At 75.2% G+C, this 12,732-nt stretch carries 14 protein-coding genes; 1 reads left to right on the top strand and 13 read right to left on the bottom strand.

Going from position 1 to position 12,732, the window contains the following annotated elements:
• Positions 1–84: 84 nt before the first annotated feature.
• The 6 genes from G6R13_RS05255 to G6R13_RS05230 all read right to left on the bottom strand — a co-directional run bounded on the left by G6R13_RS05255 (position 85) and on the right by G6R13_RS05230 (position 6,326).
• Positions 85–783, bottom strand: a complete 699-nt coding sequence (locus G6R13_RS05255) for a DUF3618 domain-containing protein (protein WP_036380847.1) — start codon at positions 781–783, stop codon at positions 85–87.
• Positions 780–1,247 (bottom strand): phage holin family protein, encoded by a 468-nt coding sequence (locus tag G6R13_RS05250; protein ID WP_036314802.1) that lies wholly within the window; start codon positions 1,245–1,247, stop codon positions 780–782. The genes G6R13_RS05255 and G6R13_RS05250 overlap by 4 nt, the downstream gene beginning before the upstream one ends.
• The gene (locus tag G6R13_RS05245) at positions 1,244–2,059 is read right to left on the bottom strand and encodes a hypothetical protein (RefSeq protein WP_036380841.1); all 816 of its coding nucleotides are present in this window, start codon (positions 2,057–2,059) and stop codon (positions 1,244–1,246) included. Before G6R13_RS05245 ends, G6R13_RS05250 begins: the two co-directional genes overlap by 4 nt.
• Before the next feature lie 158 nt (positions 2,060–2,217).
• Positions 2,218–3,444, bottom strand: a complete 1,227-nt coding sequence (locus G6R13_RS05240) for a glycerophosphodiester phosphodiesterase (RefSeq protein WP_049146623.1) — start codon at positions 3,442–3,444, stop codon at positions 2,218–2,220.
• 171 nt (positions 3,445–3,615) lie between these two features.
• Positions 3,616–5,781, bottom strand: coding sequence for an alpha/beta fold hydrolase (locus tag G6R13_RS05235; protein WP_163721158.1), 2,166 nt, complete (start codon positions 5,779–5,781; stop codon positions 3,616–3,618).
• 95 nt (positions 5,782–5,876) lie between these two features.
• The gene (locus tag G6R13_RS05230; protein WP_061866859.1) at positions 5,877–6,326 is read right to left on the bottom strand and encodes a DUF3806 domain-containing protein; all 450 of its coding nucleotides are present in this window, start codon (positions 6,324–6,326) and stop codon (positions 5,877–5,879) included.
• A gap of 229 nt (positions 6,327–6,555) precedes the next feature.
• Between G6R13_RS05230 and G6R13_RS05225 the strand changes: the two genes are divergently transcribed.
• Positions 6,556–7,032: a low molecular weight protein-tyrosine-phosphatase gene (locus G6R13_RS05225; RefSeq protein ID WP_061866860.1), complete on the top strand. Its 477-nt coding sequence runs from the start codon at positions 6,556–6,558 to the stop codon at positions 7,030–7,032.
• 102 nt (positions 7,033–7,134) lie between these two features.
• On the opposite strand, the gene G6R13_RS05220 is transcribed toward G6R13_RS05225, so the two are convergent.
• The 7 genes from G6R13_RS05220 to folP are packed head-to-tail and all read right to left on the bottom strand — an operon-like array spanning position 7,135 to position 12,713.
• Entirely contained in the window at positions 7,135–8,085 is a 951-nt protein-coding gene (locus G6R13_RS05220; RefSeq protein ID WP_061866861.1) for a DUF2520 domain-containing protein, read from the bottom strand.
• Positions 8,082–9,761 carry a PH domain-containing protein gene (locus tag G6R13_RS05215; protein ID WP_061866862.1) on the bottom strand — a complete coding sequence of 560 codons (1,680 nt, stop codon included), beginning with the start codon at positions 9,759–9,761 and terminating at the stop codon, positions 8,082–8,084. The genes G6R13_RS05220 and G6R13_RS05215 overlap by 4 nt, the downstream gene beginning before the upstream one ends.
• Entirely contained in the window at positions 9,758–10,270 is a 513-nt protein-coding gene (locus G6R13_RS05210; protein ID WP_061866863.1) for a PH domain-containing protein, read from the bottom strand. The genes G6R13_RS05215 and G6R13_RS05210 overlap by 4 nt, the downstream gene beginning before the upstream one ends.
• Positions 10,251–10,784 carry a DUF3180 domain-containing protein gene (locus G6R13_RS05205; RefSeq protein WP_123244272.1) on the bottom strand — a complete coding sequence of 178 codons (534 nt, stop codon included), beginning with the start codon at positions 10,782–10,784 and terminating at the stop codon, positions 10,251–10,253. Before G6R13_RS05205 ends, G6R13_RS05210 begins: the two co-directional genes overlap by 20 nt.
• Positions 10,781–11,425, bottom strand: a complete 645-nt coding sequence (gene folK, locus G6R13_RS05200) for a 2-amino-4-hydroxy-6-hydroxymethyldihydropteridine diphosphokinase (RefSeq protein WP_123244271.1) — start codon at positions 11,423–11,425, stop codon at positions 10,781–10,783. The genes G6R13_RS05205 and folK overlap by 4 nt, the downstream gene beginning before the upstream one ends.
• Positions 11,422–11,802, bottom strand: coding sequence for a dihydroneopterin aldolase (gene folB / locus G6R13_RS05195; protein WP_044659875.1), 381 nt, complete (start codon positions 11,800–11,802; stop codon positions 11,422–11,424). Before folB ends, folK begins: the two co-directional genes overlap by 4 nt.
• Positions 11,799–12,713, bottom strand: a complete 915-nt coding sequence (folP, locus tag G6R13_RS05190; RefSeq protein WP_095353930.1) for a dihydropteroate synthase — start codon at positions 12,711–12,713, stop codon at positions 11,799–11,801. Before folP ends, folB begins: the two co-directional genes overlap by 4 nt.
• Between the last annotated feature and the right edge of the window lie 19 nt (positions 12,714–12,732).

The raw sequence follows: 12,732 nt of genomic DNA, 5'->3' as shown, positions 1-12,732 counted from the left end.
GCCGCGGGCCGGATTCGGCCCCGCCACGCGCGACGCCGGCCGGTCCCGTCAACGGGACCGGCCGGCGTCGTGCTCGAGTCGGGCTCAGGCGTCCTTCGCGGTGTCCTTCACCTGGCGGGCGGCGTCCTGGGACTCCGCCTTGAGGCCCTGCGCCGTGTCCGTGCCCTGCTCCTTGAGGTGGGAAGCGGCCTCGGCGGCCGACTCCTTCACGCTCCCGGCGGCCTCGCGGGCGGCGGGCTCGAGGTCCTCGCGCAGCTGCTGGGCGGCCTGCTTGGCCTCGTCCACCAGCGGGGCGGCCTGGTCCTTGAGGCCCTCCGCGGCGCGCTGCTCCGCGCGTGAGGCGGGGATCAGCGAGCTGAGCAGCAGGCCGGCACCGAAGGCGATCAGCCCGGCGGCCAACGGGTTGCCCGCGGTGCGGCCGCGCAGCTGAGCCGGGGCCTGGTGCAGGGCGTGCTGGGCGTCGTCGGCCCACTCGGACACCCGGTCGCCGGCGTCGCCCAGGCGGTCCTGGGCCTGGCCGGCCGCGTCATACGCGGAGGCCCGGGCGTCGTCGACCACCGCGTGGGCGCGATCGCCCAGCGAGGGCTCGTGGCGGTGCTGCTCCGGGGAGCCCATGATGTTCTCCTTCGCGTGGATGAAGCCGTCCTTGATGCGGTTGGTCTGCCGGGACACGGCCTTCGTGGGGCTCACCTTCTCGGCGAGGGCGTCCACGTCCTGGCCGAGCTCGCGGCGCGTGCGCTCGATGTCGGCGCGGATCTCGTCGGGGTTGTTGCTCGTGGTCATCGCGTCTCCTTCGCGGGGTTCAGGGTCTCGGGGATCTCCTGAAGCGTCTCCTGGGTCTGCGGCAGACCCTTGATCTTCTCGATGTCCTTCTTGCCCTGTACGGCCAGCACGGCCGCGACGACGCCCCACAGCACGGCCACGATCAACGCGGCCCAGCCGATCGGCAGGAATACGTCGAGCAGGTGCATCAGGGCCAGGGACAGGAACATCAGCAGGAAGAAGCCGCCGACGGCGGCGCCGGCCAGCAGGCCTGCCCCCTTGCCGGCCTTCTTCGCGGACTCGGTGGCCTCGGCCTTGGCCAGGGCGATCTCCTGGCTGACCAGCGTCGACAGCTTGGCCGACAGGCTCTGGAACATCTCGCCGAGGCTCTCGTGCTCGGCACGGAACTCCGCCTGCGTGGGCGGCGGGGTGTGCGCGCCGGAGTGCGGCGTCGCGTCGCGGAACGGTTCGTGGGCGGTGCTCATGCGTCACCCCCGGGCCGGGTCTGGTCGAACGGCCGCTCGGCGGTCAGGCCCTGCTGGACCGGCGCCTGCGTGCCATACGGGGTGTCCCCGACGCCGGCCGCGCGGCGGGGCCCGGCGCCGTCCGCGACGCGGCCGTCGGCCTGGGAGAGCGAATCGCTCGAGTAGGCCGGGGCCTGCGAGTCCAGGTGGTGCGGGGTCACGTCCGCGTGCACCGCGTCCGGACGGGTCGTGTGACGGCGCGGCGAGGTGGAGGCGGCGGAGTCGGGCTGGGCGGCGTCGCGGATGCCGCGCGTCAGTCGACCGGCCACCAGCCCGGCGCCCAGGGCGAGGGCCAGGAACGTGCCCGGACGGCGAGCGGCGAAGCCGCGCACGTCCTGCAGCAGGTCCTGCGGGGAAGCGGTCTCCAGGCGCTGCGTCAGGGCCTCGGCACGGTCCGCCACCGAGGCGACGCCCTGGCGCACCAGGTCGGTCTGCGGCTGCTCACCGGAGACCACGCGGTGCAGGTCGTCGGTGTAGCTGCGCACCTGGCCCGCGAACCGCTCCTGCTGGGTCTGCACCTGCGCGCCGACCTGCTCCTGGGCGGAGCCGACCAGCGACTGCACCTGGTCAGCGGCCTCGTCCTTCACCTGGCCGGCCTCGTGCTTGGCGGTGGCCGCGAGGTCCTGGGCCTTGTCCTTGGCGTCCTGGGCCACGGCCTTCGCCTGGCCCTGGGCCTCGCCCGCGGCCTGCTGGGCCTTGTCCTTCGCCTGGTCCTTGGCGTCACGGCCCTCGGCTGAGGAGCCGTGGGCGTTCTTCGGCGTGTTCGTCGTCATGCTGTGCCTTCCTTCGTCCGGGTCGGCGGCCCCTCATGGCCAGCCCTTCTGGCCGTCCACGTCACCGGGTCCACCGGTCCTGAGGGCCAAGGTAAGCACCGCGACGGACGTGCCGGAAGACCTCGGGTCCGCCGGGATCGTCTCCGGTCGGGACGGGGTCAGCGCACCTTCAGGCCCCGCTGGGCGGTCTTGCCGACGCCCCGGCCCGGGTGCTCCTTCTTGCCCTGCATCCAGGTGTCCACGGCCTGCACGCCGAGGTCGGGGTGGTCGGTGAAGAAGCCGTCGATGCCGGCGTCGAGGAACGGCTGGATCATGCCGACCATGTCGCCCCGCGCGTTCGGGTCCGTGGAGGAGCGGAACTCCGTGTAGAGGAACTGGTTCTCGGCGCGGAAGGTGTACGGCACCACCTCAAGGCCCGCGCGGTGGGCGAGGGAGACGAACGCGGTCTCCTCGCCCATCGAGCCGTCCTTCTCCTTGGTGATGATCTGCGCGAAGGCCGGGCCGAGCGTGTCGACGCCGGCCGCGCGGACCTCGCGCATGCCCGCGGCGGTCTCGTAGAAGTCGTAGTCGCGGAGCCCGTCGCCGGCGGCCACGGAGTCATAGGGCGCGCCGGTGACGCTGGAGAGGAACACCGTCTCGGCCTTGAGGCCGAGGTTCTCGTTGAGATCGCGCAGGTTGGCGAGCTCGAAGGACTGCACGGTGGCGGGGGCGTTGCGCTTGTTCAGGCCGTACTCGTCGAGCAGCTCGACGACGCGCTCCTCCATGGACAGGCCGATGGAGTCGAAGTAGGTGGGGTGCTTGATCTCGGGGATGACGCCGATCTCGCGGCCGTACCGGGCAGAGAGGCGCTCCCGCAGCTCGAGCACCTCCTCGAAGGTGGGCACCTGGTACCGGCCGTCGTAGGACGCGGACTCGGGGCGGACCTGCGGCAGGCGCTCCTTGGCGCGCAGGGTCTTGAGCTCGGCGAGGGTGAAGTCCTCGGTGAACCAGCCGGTGAGGGCCACGCCGTCGACGACCTTGGTGGTCTTGCGGTCCGCGAACTCGGGCCGCTGGGCGACGTCCGTGGTGCCGTCGATCAGGTTCTCGTGGCGGACCACGAGCACGCCGTCCTTGGTGGAGACCAGGTCCGGCTCGATCACATCCGCGCCCTGGGCGGCGGCCAGCTCGTAGGCGGCCAGGGTGTGCTCGGGGCGGTAGCCGGAGGCACCACGGTGACCCACGACGTCGGGGCGCACTACGGGCTTGCCCGTGACGGACTGCGCGGCGGCCGGGGTCGTCGGTGCGGCGGGGGCGGCGGCGGCCGGGGCGGCCAGCGGGGCGCTGACGGCGACGGCGGCGGCGAGGGCCACGAGGCCGCGGGCGGCGTGACGACGGACGGAGGTCATGGAACGGTCCTTTCCGGGAGGGGGATGACCGCTCCAGTGGGCCAGATCCGGGTGTCGGCCGGGTGGCCCCCCTCCGGCCACAGCCGGCCCGTCCGGTGAACAGCCGGTGACGGGCGGCTGATCGGAGAGGTTCAACCGCCCGTCACGATGCGCGGCGCCGGGCCCGGCGGCTCAGCCCGCCGTCGGCGACGGCCGCGTCAGTCCCAGCGTCTCCGGGGCCGACGGGGTGCCGTCGCCGAGGACGTGCTCGCCCAGGAAGCCGAGGACGACCTCGTACCAGACCCTCGCGTGCTGCGGGGCGAGGATCCAGTGGTTCTCGTGCGGGAAGTAGAGGAACCGGTGGTCGGTGGTGCCGTCCGCGGCGGCCGGCCGCCCGGACTTCGCCAGCAGGTCCGACCACAGGCGCAGCCCCTCGCCGATCGGCACGCGGTAGTCCTTGTCGCCGTGGATGACGAGCATCGGAGAGACGATCTCCCCCACGAACCGGTGCGGAGAGTTCTCCTGCTGCATTTGCTCGTCCATCTCGCGGGCCCAGTAGAACGCGGCGTCCGTCGTCGGGCCGAAGCCGTCCAGCGCCCACAGCGAGGCGTGCGTGACCACGCACCGGAACCGATCGGTGTGCCCGGCCACCCAGTTCGCCATGTAGCCGCCGAACGAGCCGCCCATGGCGGCGGTGCGGTCGCCGTCGACGTCCTCACGCGCCACGACGGCGTCCGTGAGCGCCATCAGGTCCGTGTAGGGCGCCTGACCCCAGCGGCCCCAGCCGCGTTCGATGAAGTCCTGGCCGTAGCCCGTGGACAGCGCCGGGTCCGGCATCAGCACCGCGTAGCCGCGCGCCGCCATGACCCACGGCGTCCAGCGCCAGCTCCACGCGTTCCACGAGCCCAGCGGCCCGCCGTGGATCCACAGTAGCAGCGGGTGACCGCCGGCCGGCGCCTCCCCCTCGGGGAGCACGAGCCAGCCGCGCACGCGCGTGCCGTCCTCGGCGACGGTCTCCACGTCCTCGAGGGTGCCCGGGATCGCGGGGCGCTCCACGGGGTTCGGCAAGCGCGTGGCCTCGCCCGTGGCCAGGTCGATCCGCGCCACCTCCGGCGGGAACAGGTAGGAGGAGCGGACGCCGTAGGCCGTGGCCCCGTCCGGGGAGAGCACGACGTCGGTCCACGCCTCGTCCTCCCGGGTCACCTGCGCGACGGCGCCGGTGGCCACCTCGATGCGGAACACCGGGCGGCGACCCTCCGAGTCCGCGAGCGCGATCACCGCGGAGTCGTCCGGCAGCCACGCGACGACGTCGGCCCAGCGGTCCCAGCCGTGGGCCAGGGGCGTGGTCTGGCCCGTGGCCGTGTCCATCACGTACAGGCGCGGGTGCACGGCGGAATGCGGGGTGGAGTCGGGGGTGCGGACGACGACGGCGCGCGTGCCGTCATGGCTGACGGGGCCGACGGCCACGTCCTCACCGGGGACGTCGTGCAGGACGCGGTGCTCGCCCGTGGCCAGGTCCACGCGCACCACCGTGCCCTCGCGCACGTTGCCGCGAGCCTCGGCGGTGGCGGCCGTGGTGAGCAGGAACGAGCCGTCCGGGGCCACCTGCGCGCCGATCCCGAACGCGTGGGAGCGCGGGAATCCGGAGACGTGGCGCAGGTGGTGCGCCACGTCGTCGGCCTCGGGAGCCAGGCCGGAGGCGGCGGGGCCGGGCTCGGCGACGTCGGCGTCGGTGGCGGGCTCGCCCTGCGGGTCCGGGCCGGGCTCGAGGACGAAGAGCTCGGGGCGGGCGGGGCCGAGGTCGTGGTCCCAGAAGCGGATGGGGTAGCCGGTGTGCAGGATGGCGTCCACGCCGGCGTCCCTGCGGGTCTGCGCGAGGGCCGCGTGCTCGGCCTCGGTGGTCGCACCGAGCAGCCGGTCCGCCGTGACGACCACGCGGTCCGCCGCGGAGGCGCACGTGACCGCGGCGACGCCGCCCGGGCGGGAGAGCACCACGCGCGCCTCGCCGCCCCGGGCCGGCAGGGCCCACAGGGCGTTGCGCTTCTCGGCCTCGGCGTCGGCGGGGTCGGGACGGGCGGAGGTGAAGAAGAGGGTGCCGTCCGCGGCGAACTGCGCGCCGGCCTCGCCCTCGCGGGAGCGGGTCAGGCGGTGGGCGGGGCGCTCGCCCGCGGGGTCGACCTCCCAGAGGGCGGTGGCGTAGCCGGTGCCCTTCGCGTCCCGGGTGGCGACGGTGGTCACCAGGCGGGCGCCGTCCGGGCTGAGGGTGAGACCGGCGACGCGCGGCAGGGCGGTGAAGGCGTCGAGGTCGTGGAAGGGGGTGGCGGGGGTGTTGTCCGGGGTGTCCGGGGTGGAGGTCATGCGTTCGTTTCTATCGGCCTGCACGTGATCCGGGCAACACGGAGGGCGGCGGGGTGGTGGCCTCGACGGCGGGCCGCCCCGGTGCCCGCCGCGCCTCAGGCGCCGGGCAGCGCGCCGGCGTCGGCCCGGATCTGCTGGAGCTGCTCGCCGAGCCAGTCGACGTACCCGCCCATCCACTCCCCCGTGGCCTGGTCGTTCCAGCTCTGGCCGACCACCGGCTGCGGGAAGACGACGGCGTCCGAGAGGGTGTCCCGCAGCGCGAGGGCGGGCCCCTCCTCGTCCGCGACCGTCACCCACTGCATGCCGTGGCGCGCGCCCAGGTGCTCGCCGAGCAGCACCGCGACGACGTCCAGCAGCACCGCCAGCTCCTCGGGGTCCAGCTCGTCGGCCTCCGCCTGCGAGCGGGCCAGCACGGCGTCGTAGTACGCGGCGACCGCGTCCAGGTCCAGGTGGTCCACGCCCTCCTGCGCGGCGAAGTCGCGACGGACGCGCACCCACTCCCGCTCGGGCTCGGTCAGGGGGCTCATCTCGGGCTGGTCGGTCATGGCCTCCATCCTGCCAGGCGCGTCGGGCGCCGCCGTCGCCGGAACGGGCGGCGCCGGCCGCGCTTTCGTTCGAGAAACGGCGAGGAACCGGGGGGACACACCGCCGGAGGCCTGCGATCCCCCAGCGGGAGCACTCGTGGACGCGCCCGATGTCGTGCCGCCAGCGACGAGGCGAGCGTGCGGGCCGTCGTCGTCCGCCGCCCCCGACCGGACTTGAGACACTGGCCCCATGCGCATCATGACCGTCTGCCTGGGGAACATCTGCCGCTCGCCCGCCGCCGAGGCCGTGCTGAACCGCAAGCTCGCGGAGGCCGGTCTCGACGACGTCGAGGTCACCTCCGCCGGCACGTCCGACGAGCACGTGGGCGCCCGGCCGCATCACCTCACCCGCGAGGTCGGCGGCGAACTGGGCTACGAGTTCCCGACGGTGGGGGTGCAGCTGTCCGCCGACCTCGTGGACGACGCCGACCTGATCCTCGTGATGGACGAGGCCAACCTCGCCGACGCGCGGCGGCTCGCGACCACGGACGAGCAGCGGGACCGGATCCACCTGATGGGCGAGTTCGCGTCGGATGCGGACAGCGCCGGGGTGCGCGAGGTCCCCGATCCGTACGGGTATCCGCGGCCGCAGTTCGAGGAGATGTACCGGCAGATCGAGGACGCAGCAGACGGCGTCGTCGCCGCGATCCGCGACGGCCGCCTCTGACGGCCGGGGCGCGGCCCCGGACCCGCCGTTTCCCGAACGAAAACGGTCCGGGACCCGCCGTTTCCCGAACGAAAGCGGGGGGCGGGGGCGGCGGGGGGTCGGTCAGTCGTCGTGGGGGTCGTCGGAGTCGTCGAGGACCTCTCGCAGCCGCGCCGCCGTGTCCGCGCGCAGGGTGCCGCGGGTCTCGGCGCGGTCGGTCGTCGCGCGGGCGAGGGTCTCCCACACGGCCCGCACGTCCGGGGGCAGTCCCCCGGCCTCGAGCTCCCCGAGGGTCTCACGGTGGGTCCGCAGCGTGTCGACGTCACCGCGGGCCACGGGGCCGGTGAGGGCGCCGTCGCCGTCCGTGAGCGCGTTCTCCAGCGCGGCGGTCATCAGTGAGCGCAGCACCCGCTCCGGGTCGGCCACCCCGATCGTCTCCAGGATCTGGCGGGCCTGCGCCGTCAGCGTCACCAGGTGGTTCGACCCGTGGGACAGCGCCAGGTGGTAGGCCGCCCGGTCGGCCTCCTTCACGACCACGGGCTCGCCGCCCATCTCCACCACGAGCGCCTGGGCCACGGGCAGCACCACGGGGTCCGCGGTCACGCCGAACACGCAGTCCTGCAGCCGGGCGACGTCGAGGCTCAGCCCCGTGAACGTCATGGCCGGGTGGATCGCCAGGGGGATCGCCCCGTGCGCGCGCACCGGCTCCATCACCCCCACCCCGTAGCGGCCGGAGGTGTGCACGAGCAGGTGGCCGGTCTGCACGTGGCCCGCGGCGGCCAGGCCGGCCACGAGCTCGCCCAGCGCGTCGTCCGGGACGGCGAAGACGACCATCTCGGAGCGGCGCAGGATCTCGGGGATCTCCAGGACGGGCACGCCCGGCAGGAGCATCTCCGCGCGGTCCCGCGAGGCCTCGGAGACGGCGTGCACGCCCGTGATCGTGTGGCCCGCAGCCCGCAGCGCCGAGCCCAGCACGGCCCCCACTCGACCCGCGCTCACCACGCCGACGCCCAGCCGCCCGGGCCGCTGCGCCGGGTCATGCGGGTCCAGGCTCAGGTCGAGTCCGCCGGTCATCGCTCCTCCTCGCCGCGCACGGCGGGGACGTCTGCCCCGCTCTCCTCCCCGACGACGACGCCGCCGCCGACGCCGGCCCGCGCCAGTTCGCGGCGGCCCACCTCGGTGGCCGCGACCTCGCGCGTGCGCTGCTCGAAGCGGGCCAGCTCCTCCGGGCGCATCCACTGGTCGCGGTCGGCGAGGCGACGTGAGACGGCCGCGTGCCGTGCCTCCCGGGCGTACAGGTCCACGGCCACGTCCTCGTCGAGGTCGCGGACCACGGCGTTCGCCCCCGCGACCCACACGCGCACCGTGGCCAGGCCCAGGCGCCGCTGCACCGGCCCCTGCACCAGCTCGGCCGCCTGCACGCGCTCGTGCTGGAGGGTCTGCAGCCGGCGGTTCAACCAGCCGCTGCGCACCACCAGCAGGGACCGCGTCGTCGTGAAGCCGATCCGCCGCCAGGCGAACCAGTTGAACCACCACCTGCCGCGCCGCGGCACGTGCTGGAAGCCCCCCTCCGTGCCGGAGCCGTGCACGCCCAGGTGCATGAGCCCCGCGGGGGTCAGCCCCTGCGCGGCGCGCGGATCATCCTCCAGGCCCGGGTCCGGGGCCACGACCGTGAGGACGCGGAGCACGTCCTCCCACGGACCGACGGGCAGCGCCACGTCCCGGGTGCCGTCGGACTCCTGCAGGTAGCCGGCCACCGCCATGGTCACCCGATACCAGCCGAAGGGCCGCCAGAACAGAGGCTGGGAGACGGTCACCCCCTGCACCCGCCCCGGCGGGACGGTCTGGTGGGTGGTCTCGGTGAGCCCGTGCCGCAGTCGCAGCCCGTCGGTGGAGCGGCGCACCTGGAAGCCCCAGCCGGCGTTCAACCGGGACCACGCGACGCCGGCCACGGAGAACAGGGCGGGCAGGGACGCAGCCGCGCCGATCCCGGTCAGGGTCTCCCCCTCGTCCAGCACCGCCTCGGGCAGCAGCGCGACCACGAGGGCGAGGCCGGCCAGCCAGATCAGGGACCCGGCCAGCACCCCCAGCACGCCTCCGGAGAGCAGGACGGAGCCGAGGAGCCGCCCCGCGGGCACCTGCAGCATGAGTTCGCCGGCGTCCGCGGCGTCGGCGTCGGGGAGGCCGGGCTCGGCCGCCCGCTCCGGCGCGGACGCGTCCGCCCCGGCTCCCCCGAGCATCCCCGACGCGCGGTCCAGGATCTCCCGGCGCACCGCTTCGGCCTCGGCGCGGCGCAGGAAGGACAGCTCGAGCGCGGACTCGCCGCCGTCGGCCGCCTCGACCTTCACTGTGGCCAGCCCGAGCAGCCGGGCCACGAGGGGGTGCTGCAGGTCCACCGCCTGGATGCGGTCGTAGCGCATCTGCCGGCGGCTGCGGAAGAGCCAGCCCTGGCGCAGCTCGATCCGGTCCTCCCCGCAGCGGAACCGGGTGAACCACCAGGAGAAGAAGAACACGAGGCTGATCAGCAGGGTGACCCCCAGCAGGATGCCGCCGGCCACGAGCAGGCTGCCGTCGCCGCCGCCCGGGGCGTCCTCCCCGCTGAGCCGGCCCGCCGCGAAGTCCTCCACCGCGTTGCGGCCCGCGAAGAACAGGATCAGCAGCAGGAAGGTCCAGCCCCGCACCCAGGGCGAGGCGGGGTGGACGCGGACCCAGCCGGCGTCGTCGGCGGGGGGCGGGGCGGCCGCGCTCACAGGCCCGCCAGCCGCGCCTGGCCGCGCGCCATGAGGACTTCGCGCAGCTCCTCGGCCCTCTCGCGGGGCACGCCCTCCAGGGTGACGTCCCCGCCCGCGGCGGCGGTCTTCAGGGTGAGGGTCTGCAGCCCGACCCGGCGCAGCAGCGGACCGTCCGACACGTCCACGTACTGCAGGCGGCCGTACGGCACCGCGTGCACGCTGCGGAACAGGATGCCCTCGCGCCACAGGACGTCGTCCTCGCGCTCGGCCCAGCCCATCGCGCGCACGCGCCGCGGGATCAGGATCAGGTCCACGATCCAGGACACGACGACGACGGCCGGCAGCCCCCACGCGACCCACGCGGCCATCCCCGCCCACGGGCCGGTGAGCTTGAGGATCAGCGGCACGGAGAACGCGGCGAGCCAGATCAGGTGGCCGATGGACGTGGCGATGAGATTCACCGTGGTCAGCCGCGGCGAGGCCGGCGTGAAGGCCACGCCGCTCAGGTCAATGCCGGGCACGGGCATACCCTCCTTCGGTCTCGGGACGGGCCGGTCGGCCGCGGCCCGGGGACCCATCCTGCCCACGGCCGCCCTCGGGCGCATCCTCCTCAGGGGGGATCCGGCACCACCGTTCGACGATCAGCCCCACCACCAGCAGGACGAGACCGCCGGCGGCCTGCAGGGCGGCCTCCCGCACGGTCGGCGCCCCGACGCCGGCCCGCAGCAGCACCTGCACCGCCACACCGGCGTGCCAGCCGCCGAGGGCCGCTCCCGCGAAGCCGGAGGCCTGGCCGAGCACGAGCGTGCGGGCCGCGGCGAGCGGGTCCATCCGCGCGGCGGCGGGCTTCTCCCGGTCCCGGCGCACCCGCCAGCCCAGCCCGATGCACAGCACGGAGACCGCGGCCACGGTGATCAGGCCGCCGCGACCCACCACGGGCGCCGGCCAGCCCAGGGACGGCGCGGCGAGCCCGGCCAGCCAGCCGAGCACGGCGGCCGCCAGCACCACGAGCAGGGTCCACCCGGAGCGCAGCGCGATCACGTGTCCTCCCTCCCGAGGGCGTCCGGGCATGCCGGGCGGAGCGGGACGACGTCGTCGGTGCCGGCCAGCAGCCGGTGCCGCTCGGGCTCCTGGCGGCGCACCCCGGGGGCGTCCGCGGCGACGGCGGCGAGGTCGGCGACGGGCGTGCCGGCGAGCGTGGCGTCCGCGTCGAGCCACAGCCACGGCAGCAGCACGAAGGCCCGCTCGGCCGCGCGGGGGTGCGGCAGGGTGAGGTCCGGGTGGTCGCTGCGCACGTCCCCGTAGGCGATCACGTCCACGTCCAGGGTGCGCGCGCCCCAGCGAACCTCACGCCGCCGATGGTGGTCCTGCTCGAGCCGGTGCGCCACCGCGAGCAGCTCCCACGGCGCGAGGTCCGTGCGCAGGGTGACCACCTGGTTGAGGTAGTCGGGTTGGCCCGGCGGCCCGCCCACGGGCGCGGTGACGGCCCGGGGCGAAGCCCGGACGTCCGTGATGTGCGGCAGCGCGGACAGGGCGGCGACGGCGGCGTCGAGCGTCTGCGCGGGCTCGCGCAGGTTGGCGCCGAGGGCCAGCACGGCCGCGACGGGCGCGTCCGGGCGGGCGCCCAGCTCGGGGACGGGCGCGGGGCCCTCGGCCGGGTGCGTCCAGTCGACGGTGCTCACGCGAGATCCTCCCGGGTGCGGTGCACGGTGACGGCGGCGTCCGCGAAGTCGTGCGGGATGGGCGCCTGCGGCTTGTGCACGGTGACCTCGACGGCGGTCACCACGGGCTGCTCGGCGAGGACGGCGCGGGCGATCCGGTCGGCGAGGGTCTCGATCAGGTCCACCGGCTCCCCGGTGACCAGGCGGACCACCGTGTCCGCGACCTCGGCGTAGTTGGCGGTGCGGGCGAGGTCGTCGCCGGCCGCGGCGGGGCCGGCGTCGAGGTGGAGGACGACGTCCGTGACGAACGGCTGCCCGTCCCGGCGCTCGTGGTCGAAGACCCCGTGGTGCCCGACGGCGGACAGCCCGGCCAGGCGGATGCGGTCCCGGGCGCTCACGGCAGCACGTCCTCGGAGACGGGCTCACCCGGGGCATGCGCCCCGACCCAGGCGGCGGCGGTGCGGACGGCGTCGGCGCTGGCGCGCACGTCGTGCACGCGCACGCCCCACGCGCCCTGGGCGGCGGCGAGGGCGGAGATGGCCGCGGTGGCGGCGTCGCGCGCGGCGGGCGGGGCCGGGGTGCCGTCGTCGTCCGCCAGCAGCGTGCCCAGGAACCGCTTGCGCGAGGCGGCGACGAGCACCGGGTGGCCCATGGCGCGGAGCCACTCGAGGCCGCGCAGCAGCTCCCAGTTCTGCTCGCCGGCCTTCGCGAAGCCCAGGCCCGGGTCGACGATCAGCTGCGCGGGCTCGACGCCCGCGGCGAGGAAGCGGCCGGCCACGTCCCGCAGCTCGCACACGACGTCCGGGACGGTGTCCTCGTAGACGGCCAGCCCGTCCATGGTCTGCGGGTTCCCGCGGTTGTGCATGAGGATGTACGGCGCGCCCGACGTGGCGATCAGCGCCGGCATATCCGGCTCGTGGGCGAGGCCGGAGACGTCGTTGACGATCACCGGCCCCAGCGCCAGGGCAGCCCGGGCGGTGGCGGTGTGGCGCGTGTCCACGGAGAGGACGACGTCCTCGGCCAGCAGCGCCTCGATCACGGGCAGGATGCGCTCCTGCTCCTCGGCCGGCGGCACGGCGCGGGCCCCGGGGCGGGTGGACTCCCCGCCCACGTCCACGATGTCCGCGCCGTCCGCGACCATGCGCCGGGCGTGCTCGACGGCCGCGCGGACGGTGGCGTGCTCCCCGCCGTCCGAGAACGAGTCAGGGGTGACGTTGAGGATGCCCATGACCAGGGTCCGGTCCGCGGGCAGCCGCCCCAGCAGGGCGCGGTTCGCCTCCCGCGCCGCCGCGTCGATGCTCTCGTCCACGTGTCCTCCTCCGCCGTCG

Source organism: Micrococcus sp. Alg238-R198, from assembly GCF_900537135.1.
GTDB classification, from domain to species: Bacteria; Actinomycetota; Actinomycetes; order Actinomycetales; family Micrococcaceae; genus Micrococcus; species Micrococcus luteus.
This window is presented reverse-complemented; position numbering and strand designations above follow the sequence as displayed.